The following is a 23,745-nucleotide window of genomic DNA, read 5'->3' as shown; positions in this document are numbered from 1 at the left end:
ATGCTGAAGGATAAACCTTATTCCTTTCCTCTAAGACCGCAGCATCCCAAAGGCGGAAAACGTCGGTTGTCCTCCAAGCTCCGAAGCATTCAAGTTACGATTACACTCACTTTTACATCTGTTGCCGTGCTGGTAGCTGTCGTTGTCAGCCTTATGCTGTACAACAAGTTTGCCAAGACCGCAGAAGAGAATGCCAATATGAATATGCAGCAGATCATTGAGCAAGTGAATTACAATCTGGGTCTTTATGTTAAGGGAATGCGCAATATTTTTGAGACAGCGGAGGAGCAGATTACGAATAGCCCTTCCGTGGATTCCGCTTTATTGACGGAAAGAATGGCTATGCTAATGGGGAGCAGAGAGGATCTGGTCTCGGCGGCTGTTTTTACACCACAGGGGAAATATGTCGTGGGTACACCCGGTCAGAAGCTGCGCAGCAACACACAGCTGGAGACTCAGAGCTGGTTTACGACGGCGCAAAGAACATCAGAGCTCTCCTATTCCGCACCTCATATTCAGAATTTGTTCAAAGGTCAATATATCTGGGTCGTGTCTATCAGCAAATTAATTCAATATAAGGAGAACGGAGTCTTAAAAACCGGCATCCTGCTGATGGATTTTAACTTTCGAACCATTGATGAGCTGAGCAAGCAGGTTAAGCTTGGCAAAAGAGGATACGCTTACATCCTCGATCAGCTAGGAAATATTGTGTACCATCCCCAGCAGCAGCTGATTTACGCTGGCTTAAAATATGAGAATGTGGAGCCAGTACTGGAATATGCTTTTCGTAGCTATTTGGATGAGTCTACGGGTGAAAAACGGTTTATCACCGTAAGAACACTGGAACAGACAGGCTGGAAGATCGTGGGCGTGGCTTATTACGATGAGATTGTAACCACCAAACGTGATCTAAACACTTTTTTATCCTGGTTTTTAGCGGTAGTCATTTTATGCGTAATTATTGTATCCGTCTTTTTGTCTGCACGTATTGCCCGCCCTATCCGCAAGCTGGAACGGACGCTTCAGCAGGTGGGCGAAGGGGATCTCAACACCCGAATAGATGTCAGTGGGGCGTATGAGGTGGAACAGCTGTCCAAACGGTTTAACCTTATGCTGCAACGTATCCGTCAACTGATGGATCAGATTATTTATGAACAGGAAACCAAACGTAAAGGTGAGCTTGAAGTACTGCAATCCCAGATCAATCCGCACTTTCTGTACAATACCTTGAATTCTGTGATCCGGCTCGCTGAACGCGGCAAGACTGAGGAGGTAGTCACGATGATTCAGTCCTTATCGAAGTTTTTCCGGATCAGCCTTAGTAAAGGGAATAATATGATTACCGTGCAGGAAGAGCTTGATCATGTTCGTCATTACCTTGTGATTCAGAGCTTTCGGTTCAAAAATAAGTTCCGCTACGAGATTGAGGCTCAGGATGAAGTGCTGCAGTGTCAGACGATTAAGCTAATTTTACAACCTATTGTGGAGAATGCCCTGTATCACGGGATTGAAATGATGCCTGATGAAGGTTTTATTTCGATCCAAGCGGAGCTGAAGGATGATCTTGTCGTCATTCGCATTCGTGATAATGGACTGGGTATGTCCGAGGAGACTATGAAGGTTCTTTTGACTGGCGGCAGTAAGAGTATGCATGGCTCCGGGGTAGGCGTTAGAAATGTAAACGAGCGTATTGAGCTGTATTATGGGCGTGATTATGGTCTTTCTTTTGAAAGTGAAATTGAAGAAGGCACTACGGTTACTCTTATCTTCCCGGCACTCGCAGCAGGCGAGGGCAATCCTGGACATGAGGAGGATGAGACATCGGTATGAGAATCGTTCGTTTTTGGCTAACCCTGCTGGTATGTGTGGTGTTATGGACAACCATCACGTCTTGTTTCAATTCGGCACCTAATTATATCAACACGAACAAAACCCGCAATATTCATCTTATTGTAAAAATGAACAAAGGCGACTATTGGAATACAGTTAGATTGGGTGCAGAAGCCGCGGCACAGGAATTTAATGTGAAACTAACGTTCAAAGCTCCGAATGCTGAGAGTGATATTGCGGAACAGGTCAGAATGGTTGAGGACTCCATTAAAGAAAAAGCGGATGTTATTATTTTAGCTGCCAGTAGCTATATGGGACTTGCACAAGTGGTTGATCGGGCGGCATATTCCAAGATTCCCGTATTGTCTGTGGATGCAGAAGTCGGTTCGGCCAGAGTAAGAGCCTATGTGGGTTCAAACGGCTATGAAGCGGGACAAAAGTCTGCAGAAAGACTCATTCAGCTGCTAAATGGATACGGGGAGGTCGGCATCATTAACTTCACAAATTCATCTTTGGGGGCGGAGCAGGAGTCTTCAAACGGCATTGAATATGGTGCTAGGGACGCGGAGGAGCGGGAAAAGGGATTTTTAAATTACGCTGCCCGATATCCGAACATACAGGTAGTAGAGATTTCTTATACCACTTCGAGTATTAGTGATGCTGAAGAACTGACACGGTTAATGCTGCTGAAACATCCAAATCTTCGCGGGATCGCCAGCTTGAATGAGACAGCTTCACAAGGGGCGGCAAAAGCTATCCAGAGCCGAGGGCTGCATAATATTAAAATGGTTGCTTTCGACAGCTCCCCGTCAATGATGGAGTTGCTGCAGGAGGGTACGGTTCAAGCGACCGTAATCCAAAATCCTTTTAGTAACGGGTATTTAGCCGTAAAACATGCCGTTGAGGTAATCGAAGGAATGGATGTTCCTGAACGTGTCGATACGGGTACTAAACTCATTGATTTGGACAATATGCTGTGGCCTGAGAATCAGAAATTGTTATTTCCCTTCGTCAGATAGTGGACGGTTTATTTTTGAAAAGACGAATGCCATCCTTAAAATGGGAGGTATTCGTTTTTTGGGTTCAGTAGAATTTTTATAAAAGTGAGTAGGATTTTATATTCGAAACCGTTTTCACCTAAGGCATAATATGGATGTGCCCGAGAGAATTCAGGGTTAAACCAAAAAAAAGAAGTATAAACAGGAGGTCAATGAATAATGAAAAAAATCACTTCCGTTCTTTTAGCAAGCGCAATACTGGGTGCCGCCCTGGCAGGCTGTGGCAATAGCAACAATAATGCAGACAATGGTAAAGCTACCAACGCACCAAAAACTGAAAATGCGGGCTCTTCCACTGAAACGCCAAAAGTAGGGGTTGCCATTTACAAATTTGACGATACCTTCATGACAGGTGTTCGTAACGCAATCGACACTGCTGCCAAAGGCATTGCTACTGTAGATATCGTAGATAGCCAAAATTCCCAACCCACACAAAATGACAAAGTTGACTTGTTCATCACCAAAAAATATAAAGGCATGCTGATCAATCCGGTTGACCGTACTGCGGCTGGCGTTATTATCGAAAAAGCAAAAGCGGCAAATATTCCGGTGGTCTTCCTGAACCGCGAGCCGCTGCCAGAAGATATGAAGAAATGGGATAAGGTTTATTATGTAGGCGCTAAGGCAGAAGAATCCGGAACTATGTCCGGTCAACTGATCGTGGATTACTGGAAGGCACATCCTGAAGCGGATAAAAACGGCGATGGTGTCCTCCAATACGTAATGCTAAAAGGCGAACCGGGGCACCAAGACGCTGAGCTTCGTACTACTTACTCCATCCAAGCAATTGAAGATGCCGGCATCAAGGTAGAAAAGCTGGCTGAAGATACTGCGATGTGGGACCGCGTAAAAGGGCAAGAAAAAATGGCAGCGTTCCTTGGCTCCCATGGCGACAAAATTGAAGCTGTGCTTGCGAACAATGACGATATGGCTCTCGGTGCCATCGAAGCTCTGAAAGCTTCAGGTTACTTCACGGGTGATAAATTCATGCCGGTAGTAGGTGTAGATGCTACTGCTCCTGCGATTCAAGCGCTACAAGATGGAACGATGCTTGGTACCGTGCTGAATGATGCGAACAACCAAGGTAAAGCTGCGATCACAGTTGCTGCTCTGCTTGCTAAAGGAGAAACACCTACAAAAGATAACGTAGGCTTTGATATCACAGACAACCAATACGTGTGGATTTCCTATAAAAAGATCACCAAAGACAATATCGATGACGCCAAATAATAACGCTCTAATCTAGATGGAATTCATGATCATATGGCAGCAACGGGGAGCGGATATTCGCTCCTCGGATTTCTTTCAGGCAGGGAACAGGATGAAACCGCTGTGCCTCTCATGAAAAAAGAAAAAAGCGTAGGGGGCGTAACAACATGAAAAAAGCTGAGTTTTTGCTAGAAATGAATGACATTACTAAAGAATTCCCCGGCGTCAAAGCGCTGGATGCAGTTAGTTTAAAGGTCAGACCAGGTTCGGTGCATGCCCTTATGGGCGAGAATGGTGCGGGTAAGTCCACTTTAATGAAATGTCTCTTTGGTATTTATTCACCGGATGCCGGTGAGATTTTTTTGGAGGGTGAGAAGACCTCTATCGGAAGCTCAAATGACGCTTTAAAAAATGGGATCTCCATGATTCACCAGGAGCTGCATCCCGTGCCGTTCCGAAGTGTGATGGAGAATATCTGGTTAGGACGTTTCCCAACCAAAGGGATTGGACCTTTTCAGTTTATTGACCATAAGAAAATGTACACTGACACGGAGAATTTGTTTAAAGATCTGGATATCGATCTGAATCCCGAGACATTAGTGGGAAAGCTCTCTGTATCCAAAATCCAATCCATTGAAATTGCGAAGGCTGTCTCTTTTCACTCCCGCGTTATTGTAATGGATGAACCTACTTCCTCCCTGACCAGTGTGGAGGTGGAGCATTTATTTCGAATCATACGGGACCTTAGGAGTAGAGGCGTGGCTATTATTTATATATCTCACAAAATGGAAGAGATTCTCGAAATTTCTGACGAGGTTACCATTATGCGGGACGGTAAAAAAATCGGAACCTGGCCAGCGGCGGAATTGACTACAGATCTTATCATTTCCAAAATGGTCGGCCGTGACTTGACCAATCGATTCCCAGAACGTTTTAACGTGCCTGGCGAAGTATATATGAAGGTGGAAGGATTAACCTCCCCTGAAGAAAGATCGTTTAAAGATGTTTCTTTTGAATTAAGACGAGGTGAGGTTTTAGGGATTGGTGGTCTGGTAGGCGCTCAGAGAACAGAGGTTATTGAAGCATTATTTGGCCTGAGGGCTATCAAATCGGGGACGGTTTCTATCGATGGTAAGCGCATTCATATCCAATCTCCCAAGGATGCTAAGAAACACGGAATGGCTTTGCTTACGGAGGAACGGCGTGTCACCGGTATTTTTCCAGTCTTGTCTGTTCATGAAAATGGCGCAATCGCTAATCTGCATCGATACCAGAAACTACTACTTCTACTAGATGGAAAAAAGAAAAAAGAAGAAGTCGATAAAATGATTGAAAAATTACGGACCAAAACTCCAACAACCAAAACGCTGATCATGAATCTTTCTGGTGGGAATCAGCAAAAAGTGCTGCTCGCCAGATGGCTTTTAACCGAGCCCGAAATCCTGCTTCTGGACGAGCCGACTCGCGGTATCGACGTAGGGGCTAAATTCGAGATTTATTCGATTATTGCCGACTTGGCGCAGCAAGGGAAAAGCATCATTATGATCTCCTCAGAAATGCCGGAGCTGCTCGGAATGTCTGACCGTGTAATGGTCATGTCGGAGGGTAGGCTTACCGGAATACTAGAAGGCGAGCAAGCTACGGAAACCGAAGTTATGCGGCTCGCTGCACAGCATTAGGATAGGATTTCAATGATAGTTTTGCTGGGCGAAACTAGATTTGGTTTACGAAGAGAAGTACTCTTCGCGTAACTTTAAGGAGGAACACTACTAATGAACGCTAAAAGAGCCCAATCTTTTATTACTCAAAATGCTATTTATATTGTCTTGGTAATTCTAATTATGGGTATTGCCTTATATGAGCCGGCCTTTATCTCTGTAAATACTTTACGGGACATTCTAATTCAGTCGTCAACACGGATTATCATCGCGCTTGGTGTTGCCTTCATCCTTATCACAGCTGGGACGGACTTGTCTGCTGGACGTGTGGTTGGTTTTACAGCGGTAATCTCTGCATCGATGTTGCAAATTCCGGATTATTCCCGGCGCTTTTTTCCTGATCTGCCGCAGGTGCAAGTGTGGCTTCCGATCCTTATAGCTATTATCGCTGGCCTTCTCTGCGGACTCGTCAATGGTATTGTCGTCTCCAAGCTGAACGTCCCGCCGTTTATCGCAACACTGGGTACGATGGTTATCGTCTACGGCTTGAATTCCTTGTACTTTGACATGGACCCCAACCAATCACAGCCAATTGGCGGTCTGCGTCCAGATTTCACTACAATCGGTTCCGGGTTTATCGGCAAGGGGCAATATTCAATCCCGTATATCGTGCTGATAGCCTTGGGTGTCGCCGCCATCGTATGGGTGGTGTTCAATAAAACCAAGCTGGGCAAGAACATGTACGCTATCGGCGGTAACATGCAGGCAGCTAAAGTATCTGGCATCGATGTTTCCAAGAACTTGATCTACATCTATGCGATTGCTGGAGCCCTTTATGGTTTGGCGGGTGTGCTGGAGGCTGCCAGAACAGGTGGCGCAACCAATAACTATGGTAACATGTATGAGCTTGATGCGATTGCTGCTTGCGTCGTGGGCGGGGTGTCCACAACCGGTGGTATCGGAACAGTGCCAGGTGTTCTGGTCGGTGTTATTATCTTTACCTTAATCAACTACGGCCTGACCTTTATCGGCATCAGCCCTTACTATCAGTTGATTATCAAAGGTCTGATCATCATCGCCGCGGTCGCGTTTGATATGCGGAAGTATTCTTCGAAGAAGTAGCTGTGTGGGGGATGTGTGGTGATTATAGCGTTTGCTATTTATGGCAAACGCTTTTTGGTTTGTTCATTTCGCTTGCGGATATAAGCAACTCGTAAGAATCAGTTCATAAGATACAATTCATATGAACCTATTTAAAGTACAAATTCATAAGTGCCAATTCATATGATGCAAATTAAAAGTACCGATTTATAAGAAGCAATTCATAAGTACCAATTCACAAGTACTGAACGTCGCCCCCTTGCTCCTCGCATAGGAAAACTACGCACGAGCACGAAAACTACCCACAAAAACTAACCACAAAAACTATGTATGAAAAACTACCCACAAAAACTAGTTTAATTAGTTAGGGATAAACCAATTTCGCTCCCACTAGTACCATTGGGACCAGCATCAAGTACAGCAATAATATCAACTACGCCAATAATATCAACTACACCAATAATGCCACTGTCAGCACTGCTAACTACAGCGCTGCTAACTAATGCACCACTAACTACGGTACTGCCAACCACAACACTGTCAACCACAACACTGTCAACCAAAACACGACTAACTACAGTACTAACAACTAAACACAACACCAAAACTACCCACTAAAATGCCACCACGACCAAATAGTGTCACCACCACTAACACACAGATCTTCAATGGCTACTACCAACATGAAACAAACATACCACTAAAACTACCCGCCAAAATGCCACCACGACTAAACAGCGCCAGCAACACTAACATCAACATTACTTACCACCACCAACTTCAATCAACATTGCCACCCCTGCTCCATCAAATCTAATATTCCACCAATAGGATTTACTCCACCCAATAGTTGCACCATAACCGCCACGGTACTACTACAGCATCATTACCATCACCAATTAATATCTTCAACACAAACACGGTTATCACAATCCTCTCAACATTATCAGCATGAACACGGCAATCACCGCCACAAATCAATATCAGCAGTAATAACACGACCATCGTCATCAGGAGCACCACGAAAACACATCATATTCATCATAGCTCACCAACAATATCAACAAACTAATATTAGTAACAGAACAGAAGCACCATGAGGTGAAAGAACGGTATAGATCCCGCAGAATTAGTTGAAATGAGCCACGTGGGCCGAAAGAACGGTATAAATCCCGTAGAATTGGCTGAAATGAGCCACGTGGGCCGAATGAACGGTATAAATCCCGCAGAATTGGCTGAAACGAGCTACGTGAGGCGAAAGAACGGTATAAATCCCGCACAATTAGCTGTAACAAGCTACGTGGGCCGAATGAACGGTATAAATCCCGTAGAATTGGCTGTAACAAGCTACGTGGGGCGAAAGAACGGTATAAATCCCGCACAATTAGCTAAAACGAGCTAACGTGAAAGAAAGAGAGTCATTAATGCCCTAGAAAATGCCAAAACGAGCTACAGTGGAGGAAAGAGAGTCATTAATGCCCTAGAATACGCCGAAACGAGCAACGGAAGTGGAAAGAAAGGCATTAATGCCCTAGAATACGCCGAAACGAGCGACGGAGGAGGAAAGAGAGGCAAAAATGCCCTAGAATACACCAAAACGAGCGACGGAGGAGGAAAGAGAGTCATTAATGCCCTAGAATACGCCAAATCGTGCAACGGAAGTGGAAAGAGAGGCAAAAGTATCCTGGAATACGCCTCCCCCTAACCCCAAAGATCAAAAAGCACATAAACCAACGTTCTCCCATATTCTATAGGCAAATGCCTTTGTTAAAGGGGAGCGACTGGATGTTAAGGATTAGGTTGAATGAGCTGGGGAAAGGGAATGACAATGGTCTGATACAGGCGGATGTATGGAAATGGGATGGCATTGGCTGGAACGAATATATTACTCAGCAGGATGAGGATTTCATACGCACGGAAGAGGAGTTATTCGTCACGATTCCGGCAGAAGCGGGATTATATCGTGTAGATTACTCTAATAAGCCTTTTGAGGTGCCATACTTATTGCCGGAGTGGGTGGGGGACGATCTGCGGACCACGGGTCTGCATCCGGCGCCGTTTAATCTCAAAGAGGGCACACTTTGGGGATATATTAATGACGAGGGCCGTGTTCAGATTGAACCCCGGTACGAATATGCTGAGGATTTTCAGAAGAACGGTCTTGCCGTAGTTCAGCGAAAAAATAGCAGCGGGCTCATTGACAGCACTGGAAGAGAACGAGTGAAGCCGATCTATTCTTTTATTGCGCCTTTTTCGGAAGAGCGCGCGGTCGTGTCGGATGCCAAGGGCTACACTTTTATTGATGAAAAAGGCAAAGAAGTGACGTCCGCCCGGTATGATTATTTGAACTCATTACATGAGGGGCGTGCACTATTTTCAAAACAAAATACGACCGGCGGCCAATCGCTATATGGATATGTGGACGCGCAAGGCAAAGAGGTGCTGCCCGCGATTTATGTAGATGCCAATGATTTTATGAACGGCATGGCTTTGGTTAAAATCAAAGAAGGAGAGTATGCGCTCATCGATCCGGATGGGAACATTCTGCATACGTATAACCATCCTTTCGTTGGAAGTCCGGGAGAAGGTTTGCTAGCCTATCAAGCGACTGAAAACGGTAAATATGGCTATTTAAATACGGATGGTTCTGTAGCTATTCAGCCGCAATTCACCTCTGCTTTACCTTTTTCAGAGGGACGTGCGGTGGTGAATACCGCTGAAAATTATGGCAACGCCTACGGGCTGATTGATAAACAAGGAAAAATGATCATCCCGGCAAAATATTATGAAGTATTGCAGCTAGGTGAAGGCAGAGTAGCCATAGGAACGCCTGTATTCCCCAGCCAGCCTTATCGCGGATCACGTTACGTAATTGCAGATGCGGAAACGGGAGCGGTCCTGAGCAATCACACCCTGCTTGGCGTGAACAATTACCAGGAGGGATTGGCGTCTGTATTTGATGCTAAAGATACTTATTTTATCGATAGAAGTGGAAAAAAGGCAGCCCAGCCCCCAGTTATTCCAGGGGCAGGAACACTCACCCTTAGCGGACGTTTGATAAGAGCAGATGTAGATCAACGCACATCTTATTATGATCGGCAGGGAAAGCAGGTTTGGCGCCAAAATGGAGTCATTCCGCTGAGACCTCCCTATTCCGTAGTGGAGAAGAAATACAAACCGAACAGGGATTATCTGGTGTATTATCCGGTCGTTGAGGGGATTGCAAGTGCGGAAGTTTCGCGAGAGGTTAACGATAAGCTGCGCAAGCTATCCCTTGCTGAAGACGTTGGGAGTGGAGGGGTTTCCCAGGACTTTAGTTATAATGGTGATTTTTCAGTCTCTTTCTTCCGTAAAAACCTGCTGGTGCTGGAGCTGACCGGGTATCGTTTTCCTTTTGGAGCAGCACATGGAATGCCTACCAAAATCTATCCGCATATTAATTTGCGCAGCGGCAGGTTCTATAAGCTGGGGGACTTGTTCAAGCCGGGCAGCAGATATGTGGAGAAGCTCAGTAAAATTGTGGGCAAACAGATCGAGAACGATCCACAATATTCATATGTTTTTCCGGATACGTATAAAGGAATTACCTCGGATCAGCCCTTCTTTGTAGATAATGAAGCGTTGTATCTATATTTCGCACCTTATGAGATCGCTCCGTATTCTGCAGGTTTTCCAACCTTCCGGATTCCTTATGCGGAAATCATGGGATTGATCTCTACGGAGGGCGAGTTCTGGCAATCGTTTCATTAATCGTCAGGTATCCATAGGTTTGCTGAAGTTGCCGTCCTTTCGGGGAGGGCGACTTTTTTCGCTTTTTTTCGCTTTTTTTTCGCGCATAACAGGTAAAATGGTATTTTTAGGCAGGAAAACAGCGAAAGAAAGCGAATGTATCTAGGAATCGGAAATCTTACAGTCAAGACTATTATATGTAAAAAATTAGAAGCGCACATTTGAGAGATTTATGCTACAATGACTGAGGAACAAATTACAACTTTGTAACATTTGTAGATGGTCACTCTAGGCAGAAGCATATATTACACGCAAGAAAAAAGGAGATGGCAGATTGAAGAACAAGACATTAAAAGCAATCATCGGTGGTAGCGTGGCAGCTGTTATGGCACTTAGTATTTCTCTTCCATTGGAAGCAAATGCGGCATCGAATGAATCGACAGTAACAATAAAAGGCACAAGTTATGAGCAAATATTACAATATTTTAAACAAGCTAATCTTGAGGGATTCCCTTTTTCGAATAGCACAATCGTGGTAACTAAGCCGCAAACTGGAACAGTACCAAACAAAGACAACACGACCACAACTACAACTACAAAACCGGTTACAAAGCCAGCAGACACAACTACTGTAACTAAGCCAACTGATAATACAACTACAACAGGTGCTGTGAGCAATAAAGGAACCTATGTTCAGCAAATCGTAACGCTGGTAAACAAAGAACGTGCAGCAGCTGGTTTGTCACCTGTAGCTGGATTGGACAGCCTGCACAAAGTTGCCGCTACAAAAGCTACAGATATGCGTTCGAATAACTATTTCTCACATACTTCACCTACGTATGGTTCACCTTTTGATATGATGAAATCCTTTGGCATCACTTATAAAGCCGCAGGTGAGAACATCGCAATGGGACAAAAAACACCAGAAGAAGTAATGAAGGCATGGATGAATAGTCCAGGTCACCGCGCTAATATTTTGAATGCTAACTTCAATTATATCGGTGTCGGTTATGATAATAATTACTGGGTTCAAGAGTTTATTGGTAAATAATACGAGTAGATGCTTCAGGAAGAAATCGTTCTCCGATGTAAGTCGGGGAGCGGTTTTTTTTGTGTGGTGAAGAATAAAAATGCAACAAAAAAAGAAGTAAGGAACTTGTCCTTACTTCTTCTGTCTAGCTCTATGGGTTATGCAGGGGTCGAACCTGCGACCTGCCGATTAAGAGTCGGCTGCTCTACCAGCTAAGCTAATAACCCGTAATGTCTAAAGAGTCAACGGTGAATATTATATAATGGCATTAATTAAAAAGCCAGTATTTTTTTATTTTCAAAAAAGTCCACACTCGTTCCTCGGCAAAAACACTGTAGCAGCGGGATTTTTTTCTTTGCTAGACATTTGCAAAACTTGTATGGAAGAATTATGTTTATGTAACATAGTTAAGATCTTTGTAAATTGTGGAACAATACATAATAGAACGGCATACGGAGGGATAGCTTTGAAGGATTCGAAATGGACATGGCGCAGCGTCAGCTTGATTTCCATAGTAACAACTATAGTTTTGATGGTTGGTTTAGTTTATGCGGTTAAAGATATTATCTATCCGGTCGGAGAGGTTACCGAGAGCAGCTTGCCTCAGCAAACAGCCGCACCGGTGACGGAGACTGTCAAGCTCCTCAAAATTGTTGCGCTCGGGGATTCGCTTACCAAGGGGACCGGTGATAACACCGGAGAAGGGTTTGTTAAGCGTACGGTTACTGGTTTATCTGCAAAAGGTGTCACAGTAGACTTTTTAGGCAATATGGGGATTAACGGGTTGACTACTGCGGGGCTGTTAAGCAAACTGAACGAAGATGGTGTGGAGTATGCCTTGCGCATGTCGAATGTTGTTTTGCTATCCGTCGGAGGAAATGATCTGTTTAAGGATTCGGATATTCTTGAGAATAATGGGGCGCAACAGGGCAACACAACTTCATCAACCTCGGGGCAGGAGCTGACTCCAGAGTCTTTATTAGCCGCTCTGCCAGAAGCAGCAGCTAGACTGGAGAAGATTCTCGATAAAATCTCACAGATCAATCCGAATGCGCAAGTTTACTATATGGGGCTGTATAATCCCTTTGGCGATATTCCAGAATTACTGGCACCAGGCAATCAAGCGGTAACGAAGTGGAATAATACGGCAATGGATATTATTAATGAGCATAGCAACATGACCTTGGTTCCTACGTTTGACTTGTTTAACAGACATTTGGACAAGTATCTATCCACCGATCATTTTCATCCTAATGGTGATGGCTATCAGCGAATCGGAGAACGGTTCATACAGGCTGTGCAGTAGTATATAGGTGAGTGTTAAATTTTGCAGTAAGATCATGTAGGTAAATGCCCTTTGAGCAAGTACAAACCGAGAAAATGACAGTCACAAGGAGCTAAATTAAATATGACAAAAGCGAATAGTGAAGACTCCGGCACAGTCGTCTTGTCTGTGGACGGGGTACGTAAAAAAATAGGACGAAAATGGATTATAGATGATGTCACTTTCGATGTGAGAGAAGGGGAAATCTTCGGCTTTCTCGGGCCTAATGGCGCTGGGAAGACGACCACGATCCGCATGCTTGTGGATTTGATTCGACCTACTGAGGGCAAGATTACAGTATGTGGGTACAATGTGAACCGAAATCCGGAAAAAGCATTGCAATATGTAGGCTCTATCGTTGAGAATCCTGAGGTATATACCTATTTGACCGGGTGGGAGAATTTGCAGCATTTTGCCCGGATGCAGCCTGGCGTAGACAATGAACGTATTAGCGAAGTGGTAGATATTGTTCGATTAGATCAGCGGATACATGATAAGGTAAGTACATACTCGCTTGGGATGAGACAACGATTAGGCATTGCGCAGGCGCTGTTGGGACGTCCACGGCTGCTTATTTTGGACGAGCCGACGAATGGACTTGACCCTAAAGGCATTAAAGAGCTGCGAGAATTCATTCGCAAGCTGGCGGATGAAGGGCTGGCGGTGTTCGTATCGAGCCATCTGCTTAGTGAAATTCAGCTTCTTTGCGACCGTGTAGCGATTATTAGTAAAGGGCGTGTATTGGCAGTAGGTGCGGTAGATGAGCTGATCGCTCGTAATTCGCCGTATGTACTTTGGGAGCTGGAGCCTTTTGCTGAGGCCCGGGAAATGCTGGCTGATCGTTCAGATATTCAAATTCAAAAACTGGAAGACGTCACATTGGATGACTCAATTATTGCCGGGATGGGCCCCAATTCTTTAATAACGATCATGGATCAGGATCTGATCCCCGAGATTGTGGCCGTAATGGTTACTGCTGAAATCGAGGTGAGGGCTGTGCATAAAATTAATCCGACACTGGAACAGCTATTCTTGAAACTAACGGAGGGTGAGAATGTTGAGTAACTTGCTTCCGCTAATCCGTAATGAGTGCTTGAAGATTATAAAAAAGAAACGGTTTTATGTTATACTGCTGATTCTGATTGTACTGGTGCCTATGTTCACCTATGCACAGATGCGTTCAGCCGAACGGAGTCGGGAGAAATTTAATTCCGATTGGCGGCTTGAGATCCAGCAGCAGATTATCGATAATCAAAATTCACTGGGCAGTGACCGGATTCCAGAGGAATGGAAGACTTATCGGCGAATATTTGTACAACAGCTTCAGTATTATCTTCACCATGACGTTAATCCGAATGAACCTAGCGGGGTTACCTTTACCCGTGAATTTATGGATAATTCGGTTACATTATTTATTCCGTTGCTCATTATGGCGGTGGCCTCAGATTTGGTCTCGGCCGAAAGGACAACTGGAACTATCAAAATGCTGTTGACTAGGCCGGTCAAGCGTTGGAAGGTGCTTTTTAGCAAAATGACAGCACTGCTAATGTTTGTTTCGCTTATTGTACTTTCCACATTTGCAATCAGTTACTTTATCTCTGGTCTCGCCTTTGGTTTTAAGGGTTTTAACATTCCTGTTTTTACAGGCTTTAAAATCAGTGGTGATTCGCTAGATATGTCTACTGTACATGCAGTACCCCAGTGGAAATATATGCTTATGCAAGGTGGTTTGATTTGGTTCGTCAGCGTAGTGGTTGCACTGCTCGCGTTCATGATCTCGGTGCTTGTTCGCAGTACTGCGGCGAGTATAGTAGTTATGATGGCAGCGCTGATTGCAGGTAGTATACTGACCAATATGGCCTCTGCCTGGACAACAGCGAAATATTTATTTATGGTAAATCTTGGACTGACCAGCTATTTGTCTGGTACTCCCGCCCCCATTGAAGGGATGTCCTTGTCATTTTCCATGGCTGTGCTGGCTGTATGGGGGGCCGCTTCGGTGATCATTTCATTCGCCGTCTTTACGAAAAGGGATATTTTGAATTAGAATGAACAAAGTGACCAAAACGTTTGTTTGCATTTCCTAGAAATATAGGAGAGTATAATTTCACGTTATATTCTATCCTTAGGTTTTTGGCAGTAACGGATACCGTTCTTAACAAAAAGGACGGCCAAGCCGTTTCTTCTTAGTATAGAGAAAAGAAGGAGGAGCATGAATGCTCGAACAGATCGATATGTTTGCTGAAGTTTCTAATAACGGCGAGAATGGCCGTACTGGATACGATGCTGACGACATTCAAGTGCTCGAAGGTCTGGTTGCAGTACGCAAACGACCTGGCATGTATATCGGCAGTACGAGTTCTTCAGGACTACATCATTTAGTATGGGAAATCGTAGATAATGCCGTAGATGAGCATTTAGCCAAGTATTGTACAAAGATTGACATACTGCTTCGCAAGGATGGCTCGGTAACCGTTAGCGATAATGGACGGGGGATCCCAACTGGAATGCATAAGACAGGGGTACCTACCCCGCAAGTTGTATTTACAATTTTGCATGCGGGCGGTAAGTTCGGTGGATCGGGTTATAAAAAATCAGGCGGTTTGCATGGCGTAGGGGCTTCTGTCACAAACGCTTTGTCTGAATGGCTCGAAGTAGAGATTTATCGTGAGGGCAAAATCCATCGGCAGCGGTTTGAGTACTGGGTGGACAAGAAGGGCAAGGAGCATGTTGGCGAACCTGTAACTGGTCTTGAAGTTCTGGGTAACACCAATAAAACGGGTTCGAAAATTACTTTCAAGCCAGATATTCGTGTCTTCCCAAATGGAATTGCTCTGAATTATGACACGCTGGCAGAGCGGGTTCAGGAGATTGCTTTTCTGAATTCCGGTCTGCGTATTACACTGCAAGATGAGCGGAGCAACCGTCAGGATGAGTTCTTTTATGAAGGTGGAGCCAGTCAATTTGTGCAGTTCCTCAACGAAGGTAAGGATGTTCTCCATGATGTTATTCATTTCAGTGCAGAAAAGGATGATATCGAGGTAGAAGTAGCTCTGCAATACAACGGAGGCTACACAGAAACCTTGGCTTCCTTCGTAAACTCCATTCCAACTCGCAGCGGAGGCACACATGAGACCGGCTTTAAAACTGCGTACACTCGTGTATTAAATGAATATGCCCGCCGCACGCAATTGCTTAAAGAAAAAGATAAAAACCTGGAAGGTAATGATCTGCGGGAAGGCATGATGGCTGTTATCAGTGTAAAAATGTCCGAGGTTGAATTTGTTGGACAGACGAAGGATCAGCTTGGCAGTGCTTCCGCCCGTAGTGCAGTAGATTATATCGTTTCTGAAAATATGGCGCGTTTCTTGGAAGAAAATCCACAAGTTGCGCAGAGCCTGCTGAAGAAATCGATTCAAGCGTCGAAAGCGCGGGAAGCGGCACGTAAAGCCCGCGATGAGATCCGCACAGGCAAGAAACGCAGCGAAAGCTCGAATCTTGGCGGTAAGCTGTCTCCTGCACAATCAAAGGACGTTACACGTACGGAGCTGTTTATCGTGGAAGGTGATTCCGCCGGTGGTTCAGCTAAGCAAGGCCGTGACTCTAAGATTCAAGCGATATTGCCGCTAAAAGGTAAACCGATGAATCCGGAGAAAGCTAAGCTGCTGGACATCCTGAAGAACGACGAGTATAAAGCAATTATTTCTACAATAGGTGCTGGAATTGGTCCGGATTTCACCGTCGAAGACAGCAATTATTCTAAAATTATCATTATGACCGATGCCGATACCGATGGAGCGCATATTCAGGTGCTGCTGCTGACATTTTTCTATCGTTATATGAAGCCTTTATTAGATGCAGGCAAGGTCTTTATCGCTCAGCCTCCACTTTATAAGTTGACCCGCAAAACGGGTAAGCTGGAGACCGTAAGGTATGCATGGAGTGATGAAGAGCTGCAAAATTACTTAAAGGAATTCGGCAAAAACTTCGAGCTTCAGCGTTATAAAGGATTGGGCGAGATGAACCCCGATCAGCTGTGGGAGACCACGATGAATCCAGAGTCGCGTACGCTGCTTCAGGTACAGATTGAGGATGCTGCTAAGGCGGAGCGCCGTGTTTCAACACTTATGGGTGACAAAGTCGATCCACGTAAACGCTGGATTGTTGAAAATGTCGATTTCACCGAAATTGTAGAGTAATGTCAGTGCTGCAAGTGACGATAATCCCGATTTTCTAAGAGCTTGGTGATTTATGGGACCTAGGGGGATTTTGGAACTGTAGGAGCGATAATGCCCGGAATTCCAAAAAGCTCTGAAGTACCTGAGAATCACCACACTATTTTAAAACGGGCAGTTTGAGGAACAGAAGGTGAGCAAAGTGAGTAGTTTATCAGAACAATTTTTGCCGGCATTTCTGGAAGAGGTCGTCGGTGACCGCTTTGGTCGGTATTCCAAATATATTATTCAGGACCGGGCAATCCCCGATGTCCGTGATGGACTTAAACCCGTGCAGCGCCGGATTCTTTATGCGATGTACGACTCCGGCAACACCCCTGACAAGCCATACCGCAAGTCAGCCAAAACTGTCGGAGATGTAATGGGTAATTACCATCCACATGGTGACTCCTCTATTTACGATGGTATGGTACGTATGGCACAGCCTTGGAAGATGGGGCATGTGCTAGTTGACGGTCACGGCAACTGGGGCTCTATGGACGATGACCCAGCAGCGGCAATGCGTTATACAGAGGCACGGCTGTCTCCCATTGCAATGGAGATGATGCGTGATATCGAGAAGCGGACGGTCTTGTTTAAAGATAACTTTGACAATACCGCCAAAGAGCCTGTTGTGGTTCCCTCCCGGTATCCGAATCTGCTCGTAAATGGCACGAGTGGGATTTCTGCTGGTTTTGCCACTGAAATTCCGCCACATAATCTGCGTGAAGTAATTGACGCTTGTATCGCAGTGATGCAGAAACCAAATATTGAGCTGGAAGAAATTATGACCTTCATGAAAGGTCCGGATTTCCCTACAGGCGGCACAATCATGGGCGGAGACGGCATCATGGATGCTTACCGCACAGGTAAAGGCCGTATTTACCTGCGCTCCAAAACAGAGATTGAGAATATGCGGGGCGGCAAGCAGCAAATCGTGATCACGGAAGTTCCATTCCAGATTGTAAAATCACGGTTGGTTACTTCCATGGAGAATATTCGGCTGGAGAAAAAGATCGATGGCATTGCCGAGGTTCGTGATGAGAGCGGCCGTGAGGGACTGCGGATTGTAGTCGAACTCAAAAAAGAGGCTGATGCTCAAGGCGTGTTGGCGTATCTGCTCAAAAAAACCGATCTTCAAATCACCTATAACTTCAATATGGTTGCTATTGTTAACAAAGCACCTCAGCAGCTTGGTCTAAAAGCCATCCTGGAAGCTTATATCGCGCATCAGCGTGAAGTTGTGACTCATCGCACCCAGTTCGATCTGGAACGCGCTGAAGACCGTGCTCATGTCTTAGAGGGCTTAGTTAAAGCACTAAACATTCTGGATGAGGTTATCGCTGCGATCAAAGCGTCGAAAAATCGTCAGGATGCTCAGAACAATCTCGTATGGATGTTCGGCTTCAGTGAACGCCAAGCCGATTCGATTCTTACTTTGCAATTGTATCGTCTGACCAATCTGGAGATCACTTCACTCCAGAAAGAGTTAGATGAAATGATGGCAAAGATTACACATCTGCGCGGCATTTTGGAAAGCGACAAAAAGCTAGTTGCTGTAATTCGTAAGGAACTGCTGGAGATTCGCGACAAATACGGCATTGATCGCCGTTCTCTGATCCAAGGCGAAGTCGAGGAGCTCAAGGTTAGCCTTGAAGCGCTGGTCAATGCGGAGGATGTGCTCGTTGCTCTTTCAGCAGATGGTTATATTAAGCGGACTAGTATGCTTTCCTTCACCCGTTCTGGTGGGGAGCGTCATACCTCAGGCGTCAAAGAAGGCGATCATATCGTCAGTCTGCTGGATGTAAATACCCGTGACAGTCTGCTGGTATTTACCCGCAAGGGGCAATACTTCTTGCTTCCTGTGCACCAGATTCCGGAGTTTAAATGGAAAGAGCCTGGTACAGCGATTGTGAATGTTATTGGATTGTCTAAAGGAGATGGAATCGTTAGTGTGATTCCGGTTAATAATCTAGATGATCCGCAGCAGAGCCTTGTGTTTGTCACCCGCCGGGGTCAGGTGAAGCGTACAGAGCTCAAGGAATACTCTACAAGCCGTTCTGGAGCTGTAGCGGCCTGTAAGGTAGCCGAGGGTGATGAGATCATTACAGTGGCTTCTAGTACGAATGACAAGGACATTGTGCTGGTCACCCGTGAGGGAATGAGTATCCGATTCCATGAGAATGAGGTTAACCCTATGGGTCGCGTTGCATCCGGTGTAAGAGGAATTCAGCTGCGGGAGGGCGACGAGGTGATTTCCTGCTTCTGGGTCAGCGAAGATGAAGGCGAAATCCTTGCTATTTCTGATATTGGTTATGCGAAACGTTCATTACTTGTGGATTATCCATCACAAAGCCGTGGTGGCAAAGGAATGCCAACCTTCGAATTCAAGGAAGGCAAACGAATACGTCCAAATGGCAGCAGGTTAGCAGGGGCTTTCTATTGCAAGGAGCCGTTGGAACTGAACGCTGTTACCCGTGAGAATGCCCACCATACGTTCTCCTCTGAATCAGCGCCGCTGGGCGAGCGTCGTTCTACAGGCAAACAGATTGTAGCTGTGGAGAAAAAGGATGAGATCATAAATCTTTTCCCATCAGTTCATTAAAACTAGCGATTAACAAGTGATTTTATAACGGCGTTTAGTCCGCTCTTTTGGAGGGTTGACTAAGCGTCGTTTTTTATTTTTTTATACTGAAGGTCCGGCAGATTTATTTTTTCTTCGTTTGCAGGAAATGGAAGTTGTTTCGCGAAAATGTAGATATACCGGATAGAACCGCGAGGAAAGGAAGGAATAAGTGTGCATGCTTCTGAATTCAGTAAAATTTGGCATAAGATTTTAAAAGATTATAAATTACATATGGACAGTAATCTTGCTCCAACGCTGACGGATGCCCAACTTACTGTACTTGAACTGCTTCAGGAACGCGACGCCATGAAGCCTTCTGATCTGGCTCCACATTTGGCGACCAGTCCTGCAGCGGTTACGATGTTACTTGATCGGATGGAGAAGCATGAGCTTATTGTGCGGGAAAGAGATGCTTCGGACCGGCGGATTGTATGGGTGAGTATAACGGAGACTGGAATGGAAGAAACTGCACGGGGTCTAAAGATCCGCAGTGATTTTTTTGCGGAAGCGCTTGATCCGATCTCCTCTCATAACCAACAGTTACTGCTCTACTTAATGGGCAAAATGGTTGTTACAACTACACCGGAGGGTTCTACACCTTGAAGCAAATAGCTTGGCTGTATCACTAGTGCATTTAGAGTATGTAGAAGCTTTTAGAGTGTTTTAGAGCAATTAGAGGCATCTAGATGTATTTAGTTGTATTTTGTACAGCTATTGTTTGCTATTTACTCGATTGATGTAATATAACTGTATTTTATACAACTATTTTTTTGATTTACTTCTCTTTTTACAGTTTCCCTGATTTTTAGTTGTAAAGAGTACACTTAAAATCCGACCTACTGTTTTTTTATTCGGAATAAGTGTATAGAGTGCAGTTATCTTACTTTCATTTCAGATTCCAACTAGGATCCACTACTGTACCACTACTGTACCACTACTGTACCACTACTGTACCACTACTGTACCACTGCTGATCCATCGCTAAACAGAGCGGTGGACCGTTAGCTAAGTTCAGGCTGGAAGGTGGAAAGGATGTTTAATCTCTCAAAATGATGTTTAATCTCGAAGGGATATTCCATGCCCGGCTGGAATAATCGGACTAAGCATTCGTGCGGAGCTAGGAAGAACACTCCAGCGTGGACCCTCTTCCCATAGTCTCTGATCAAGTAGCAGACGCAGAACCAAAAACAAGGCAGTGATTCTCCACTAACCGGAGAATCACTGCCTTGTTTTAAATAACAGGGTTTGTTTCATTGCCTAAAAAGGGCTGCTTCAGGACAGCCCTTCTTGTAGTGTTTCACGCGGCCACAGATCCCAAGGATGGGTTTGTGGGGGCAGAGAGATGAGTTCCACTTCTTCTTTAGTAACAGGATGAGGGAATCCTACAAGTGCTGACCATAACGCAATTTGTTGCCCCGGTCTGTTCACTGAAGCGCCGTACTTCTGATCACCGTATAATGGACAGCCGATCGAACTCAGCTGCACCCGAATTTGGTGGGAACGCCCTGTAAGTAAATCAATCTTAAGCAGGCTGTATCCTTCTGCACTGTCAAGCACTGTGTAATCCAGAATTGCTTCCTTGCCGCCGGGAGTTCCTTTTCGAACCACGGTGACGGTGTTACTCTTTGCGTCTTTAAGCAGCGTATCTGTAAGACGGCCACGAGTGGCTGGCGGTTTACCATGCACGACTGTTAAATACACCTTATGAAAGCCGTGAGTACGGACACTCTCGGATAGTCTTGAAGCCGCTTTGGAAGTCTTGGCAAAAATCATTGCTCCCCCAACCGGTCGATCCAAACGGTGGACCAGACCGATATAGACGTTGCCGGGTTTGTTGAAACGTTCCTTCACATCTTCTTTCAGCAGGTTCAGCAGGTCAGGATCTCCTGTTGCATCCTCCTGAACAGGAATATTCACGGGTTTTACAATCCCCAGAAGATGGTTGTCTTCGTACAACACTTCAAAGCGTTGCGATCCGCCGCTTACAGCCTCATTGTTGCCGGAACTATGGTGTGTCATGGCTTACGCCTCCCAGCGACCCAGGATACCACATGGCAGGTTCATGCCGGAGGAGGTGATCGGAAGACCAATTTCGCCGGAGGTAAGTTTTCCGCCATAACGTTTGCCCATGGTCATGGACAACATGTTGCGCAGTACAGTTGGAGAAATTCCAGTGGTGTAGGAATTAATGAGCATGAACAATGGGTTGTCGCTCATAATCTCCATACAGCTCTCAAGGAAAGGGTACAAGCTTGATTCAAGCTTCCACATTTCTCCACCAGGTCCTCTTCCGTAAGAAGGAGGGTCCATAATAATCGCGTCATATTTACTGCCGCGGCGTTGTTCACGTTGTACGAACTTGAATACATCATCCGTGATAAAGCGGACTGGACGTTCTCCAAGACCAGACAGCTGAACGTTTTCTTTCGCCCACTGCACCATACCTTTGGCTGCATCCACGTGAACGACAGACGCACCGGCACTCGCCGCTGCCACAGTAGCTCCACCTGTGTAAGCAAAAAGATTCAGCACTGAGATTGGACGGTTAGCCGCTGCAATCTTGTCCATCATCCAGCTCCAGTTGGCTGCTTGTTCCGGGAATAGTCCTGTATGCTTGAAGTTTGTAGGACGTAAGTGGAATTTTAATTTACCATAGCTAATCTTCCAATCGTCCGGAATGGTTTTTTTCATTTCCCATTGTCCGCCACCAGCGGAGGAACGGTGATAATGTCCGTGCACATCACGCCATTTAGCGGTCTCATTATTTAGAGGCCAAATAATCTGTGGATCAGGACGACGCAAGATAATATCGCCCCAGCGTTCGAGCTTCTCTCCACCGCCTGTATCAATTACTTCATAGTCTTTCCAATCGCTCGCTATATACATGATTTAATCCATCCTTCAAAAAAATTCATTTAGCCTTTATTGTACAACATTTCACCTGATTGCTACAAACAAATTACGCCTCAGCCAGCTTCACCAATTATTTTGTCCAATGCTAATGAGGTGTATAATATTCCCATACTTATGCGGCTTTTCAACTGGTGCTTCATGACTTGATTGTGTATGATCAGATAGTAGAGTTCTTACCCTATTTACGATCGGAGAACTAAAGCTATGTTTAATCTCTCACCGCTGTATTTCCCTATAACTGCAAAACCCAACCACACTAGTGAGTTTCTGCCCAGCCATGCCTTGCAGCCGTTTATTCGCTGTTTTTGGGGTTCTGTAGATGTGGAGTCTATACAACAACCTGAGACGGAGACAATAATTCCGGACACCTGTATGGATATTATTTGGGATTTGGATAGAGAATCAGGCAATACAAACACTTTTTTCTCCGGCATTAATGACACTCCATTTGAAGTCTCTTCAGACAGAAAGCCAGGGGGGAGTTCAACCTTTGGTATCCGGTTTCATTTCTGGGCGGTTCATTTTTTTGCAGATGATCATCTGCGGAATGTCTTGAACGTACATGTCGATGTAGAACAATATTTTGGCACTTTTAAAAAAGAGCTTGGTCATCTATTGGAGAAAGTAAACTCGATGGACGAAAGGATTGCAGCCGCTGAAGCCTATCTGCTTCGTCGTCTTGAGCGTAGAGGGCGGACTAACGATCGGATGATGAACGCAGTCTATACTATGGTTAAACAAAAAGGGATTGTGACCGCAGAGGATTTGGAGACCAGTTCTAATTTAAGCAGACGACAACTTGAACGGCTTTTTCAAGAATATATAGGTGTATCGCCCAAAAAAACAGCAGATCTCGTGCGGTTTCAGAATGTATGGCGGGAGATGTGTCATTTACCTGGGCAGACGAAGAATATGCAGGATCTTATTTTCGCGTATGGTTACAGTCACCAGTCCCATTTTATCAATAATTTCAAAAAATATGCAGGAAGAACCCCACTTGAAGCCTTGGTCTATGCAGACCGAAGAATGTCGTAATTTTGCAATACAAAGCGT

At 45.1% G+C, this 23,745-nt stretch carries 19 protein-coding genes and 1 tRNA gene; 15 read left to right on the top strand and 5 right to left on the bottom strand.

What is annotated here, in order from left to right; genetic code table 11:
• The 5 genes from NST58_RS21795 (at position 1) to mglC (ending at position 6,877) form a co-directional block, all read left to right on the top strand.
• Positions 1-1,830, top strand: coding sequence for a sensor histidine kinase (locus NST58_RS21795; protein ID WP_081387484.1), 1,830 nt, complete (start codon positions 1-3; stop codon positions 1,828-1,830).
• Positions 1,827-2,849 carry a substrate-binding domain-containing protein gene (locus tag NST58_RS21790; protein WP_036685687.1) on the top strand — a complete coding sequence of 341 codons (1,023 nt, stop codon included), beginning with the start codon at positions 1,827-1,829 and terminating at the stop codon, positions 2,847-2,849. The genes NST58_RS21795 and NST58_RS21790 overlap by 4 nt, the downstream gene beginning before the upstream one ends.
• A gap of 198 nt (positions 2,850-3,047) precedes the next feature.
• Complete coding sequence (locus tag NST58_RS21785; RefSeq protein ID WP_143761904.1) at positions 3,048-4,118, top strand: galactose ABC transporter substrate-binding protein; 1,071 nt, start codon at positions 3,048-3,050, stop codon at positions 4,116-4,118.
• A gap of 146 nt (positions 4,119-4,264) precedes the next feature.
• Complete coding sequence (locus NST58_RS21780; protein WP_339244195.1) at positions 4,265-5,776, top strand: sugar ABC transporter ATP-binding protein; 1,512 nt, start codon at positions 4,265-4,267, stop codon at positions 5,774-5,776.
• Positions 5,777-5,869: 93 nt separating this feature from the next.
• A complete protein-coding gene (gene mglC, locus NST58_RS21775; RefSeq protein ID WP_076127586.1) occupies positions 5,870-6,877 on the top strand; it encodes a galactose/methyl galactoside ABC transporter permease MglC in 1,008 nt (335 codons plus the stop codon).
• 335 nt (positions 6,878-7,212) lie between these two features.
• On the opposite strand, the gene NST58_RS21770 is transcribed toward mglC, so the two are convergent.
• A complete protein-coding gene (locus NST58_RS21770) occupies positions 7,213-7,458 on the bottom strand; it encodes a hypothetical protein (RefSeq protein ID WP_339244194.1) in 246 nt (81 codons plus the stop codon).
• A gap of 232 nt (positions 7,459-7,690) precedes the next feature.
• Positions 7,691-7,867 carry a hypothetical protein gene (locus NST58_RS21765; RefSeq protein WP_339244192.1) on the bottom strand — a complete coding sequence of 59 codons (177 nt, stop codon included), beginning with the start codon at positions 7,865-7,867 and terminating at the stop codon, positions 7,691-7,693.
• Between the two features lie 127 nt (positions 7,868-7,994).
• Here NST58_RS21765 and NST58_RS21760 point away from each other — a divergent pair, with 127 nt between their 5' ends.
• From NST58_RS21760 to NST58_RS21750, 3 genes are all read left to right on the top strand, one after another.
• The gene (locus NST58_RS21760; RefSeq protein WP_339244190.1) at positions 7,995-8,258 is read left to right on the top strand and encodes a hypothetical protein; all 264 of its coding nucleotides are present in this window, start codon (positions 7,995-7,997) and stop codon (positions 8,256-8,258) included.
• Positions 8,259-8,641: 383 nt separating this feature from the next.
• Entirely contained in the window at positions 8,642-10,606 is a 1,965-nt protein-coding gene (locus NST58_RS21755; RefSeq protein WP_339244189.1) for a WG repeat-containing protein, read from the top strand.
• Positions 10,607-10,919: 313 nt separating this feature from the next.
• Positions 10,920-11,636 carry a CAP domain-containing protein gene (locus tag NST58_RS21750; protein WP_036685704.1) on the top strand — a complete coding sequence of 239 codons (717 nt, stop codon included), beginning with the start codon at positions 10,920-10,922 and terminating at the stop codon, positions 11,634-11,636.
• Between the two features lie 133 nt (positions 11,637-11,769).
• Here NST58_RS21750 and NST58_RS21745 read toward each other — a convergent pair.
• A tRNA-Lys gene (locus NST58_RS21745) sits at positions 11,770-11,842 on the bottom strand.
• Between the two features lie 239 nt (positions 11,843-12,081).
• On the opposite strand from NST58_RS21745, the gene NST58_RS21740 reads away from it, so the two are divergent.
• The 6 genes from NST58_RS21740 to NST58_RS21715 all read left to right on the top strand — a co-directional run bounded on the left by NST58_RS21740 (position 12,082) and on the right by NST58_RS21715 (position 20,382).
• The gene (locus NST58_RS21740; protein ID WP_076127595.1) at positions 12,082-12,921 is read left to right on the top strand and encodes a GDSL-type esterase/lipase family protein; all 840 of its coding nucleotides are present in this window, start codon (positions 12,082-12,084) and stop codon (positions 12,919-12,921) included.
• 102 nt (positions 12,922-13,023) lie between these two features.
• Positions 13,024-14,004 (top strand): ABC transporter ATP-binding protein, encoded by a 981-nt coding sequence (locus NST58_RS21735; RefSeq protein WP_076183951.1) that lies wholly within the window; start codon positions 13,024-13,026, stop codon positions 14,002-14,004.
• The gene (locus NST58_RS21730) at positions 13,997-14,986 is read left to right on the top strand and encodes an ABC transporter permease (protein WP_036685819.1); all 990 of its coding nucleotides are present in this window, start codon (positions 13,997-13,999) and stop codon (positions 14,984-14,986) included. Before NST58_RS21735 ends, NST58_RS21730 begins: the two co-directional genes overlap by 8 nt.
• A gap of 169 nt (positions 14,987-15,155) precedes the next feature.
• Positions 15,156-17,138, top strand: a complete 1,983-nt coding sequence (gene parE / locus NST58_RS21725) for a DNA topoisomerase IV subunit B (RefSeq protein ID WP_076127597.1) — start codon at positions 15,156-15,158, stop codon at positions 17,136-17,138.
• 178 nt (positions 17,139-17,316) lie between these two features.
• The gene (gene gyrA / locus NST58_RS21720; protein WP_339244187.1) at positions 17,317-19,758 is read left to right on the top strand and encodes a DNA gyrase subunit A; all 2,442 of its coding nucleotides are present in this window, start codon (positions 17,317-17,319) and stop codon (positions 19,756-19,758) included.
• Between the two features lie 192 nt (positions 19,759-19,950).
• Entirely contained in the window at positions 19,951-20,382 is a 432-nt protein-coding gene (locus NST58_RS21715; protein ID WP_076127601.1) for a MarR family transcriptional regulator, read from the top strand.
• Between the two features lie 669 nt (positions 20,383-21,051).
• Here the strand turns inward: NST58_RS21715 and NST58_RS21710 are convergent.
• Both NST58_RS21710 and NST58_RS21705 read right to left on the bottom strand, forming a co-directional pair.
• Positions 21,052-21,798, bottom strand: coding sequence for an RluA family pseudouridine synthase (locus tag NST58_RS21710; protein WP_339244186.1), 747 nt, complete (start codon positions 21,796-21,798; stop codon positions 21,052-21,054).
• Between the two features lie 3 nt (positions 21,799-21,801).
• Positions 21,802-22,665 (bottom strand): class I SAM-dependent methyltransferase, encoded by an 864-nt coding sequence (locus NST58_RS21705; RefSeq protein ID WP_036685718.1) that lies wholly within the window; start codon positions 22,663-22,665, stop codon positions 21,802-21,804.
• A gap of 231 nt (positions 22,666-22,896) precedes the next feature.
• On the opposite strand from NST58_RS21705, the gene NST58_RS21700 reads away from it, so the two are divergent.
• Positions 22,897-23,727: a helix-turn-helix domain-containing protein gene (locus NST58_RS21700; RefSeq protein WP_339244185.1), complete on the top strand. Its 831-nt coding sequence runs from the start codon at positions 22,897-22,899 to the stop codon at positions 23,725-23,727.
• The last annotated feature ends 18 nt before the right edge of the window (positions 23,728-23,745 follow it).

Origin of the sequence: Paenibacillus sp. FSL R10-2796 (assembly GCF_037965315.1) — a bacterium.
In the GTDB taxonomy this organism is placed as follows: Bacteria; Bacillota; Bacilli; order Paenibacillales; family Paenibacillaceae; genus Paenibacillus_AQ; species Paenibacillus_AQ odorifer.
The sequence above is the reverse complement of the archived record's forward strand: the minus strand, read 5'-3'. Positions and strand labels throughout refer to the sequence as shown.

Bases quoted from the DNA above. Each gene is read 5' to 3' on its own strand.
- NST58_RS21785 (WP_143761904.1), top strand. From the start codon at position 3,048: ATGAAAAAAATCACTTCCGTTCTTTTAGCAAGCGCAATACTGGGTGCC.
- NST58_RS21700 (WP_339244185.1), top strand. From the start codon at position 22,897: ATGTTTAATCTCTCACCGCTGTATTTCCCTATAACTGCAAAACCCAAC.
- mglC (WP_076127586.1), top strand. From the start codon at position 5,870: ATGAACGCTAAAAGAGCCCAATCTTTTATTACTCAAAATGCTATTTAT.
- NST58_RS21760 (WP_339244190.1), top strand. From the start codon at position 7,995: ATGAGCCACGTGGGCCGAAAGAACGGTATAAATCCCGTAGAATTGGCT.
- NST58_RS21735 (WP_076183951.1), top strand. From the start codon at position 13,024: ATGACAAAAGCGAATAGTGAAGACTCCGGCACAGTCGTCTTGTCTGTG.
- NST58_RS21765 (WP_339244192.1), bottom strand. From the start codon at position 7,867: ATGACGATGGTCGTGTTATTACTGCTGATATTGATTTGTGGCGGTGAT.
- parE (WP_076127597.1), top strand. From the start codon at position 15,156: ATGCTCGAACAGATCGATATGTTTGCTGAAGTTTCTAATAACGGCGAG.
- NST58_RS21705 (WP_036685718.1), bottom strand. From the start codon at position 22,665: ATGTATATAGCGAGCGATTGGAAAGACTATGAAGTAATTGATACAGGC.
- NST58_RS21790 (WP_036685687.1), top strand. From the start codon at position 1,827: ATGAGAATCGTTCGTTTTTGGCTAACCCTGCTGGTATGTGTGGTGTTA.
- NST58_RS21755 (WP_339244189.1), top strand. From the start codon at position 8,642: ATGTTAAGGATTAGGTTGAATGAGCTGGGGAAAGGGAATGACAATGGT.
- NST58_RS21795 (WP_081387484.1), top strand. From the start codon at position 1: ATGCTGAAGGATAAACCTTATTCCTTTCCTCTAAGACCGCAGCATCCC.
- NST58_RS21780 (WP_339244195.1), top strand. From the start codon at position 4,265: ATGAAAAAAGCTGAGTTTTTGCTAGAAATGAATGACATTACTAAAGAA.
- NST58_RS21710 (WP_339244186.1), bottom strand. From the start codon at position 21,798: ATGACACACCATAGTTCCGGCAACAATGAGGCTGTAAGCGGCGGATCG.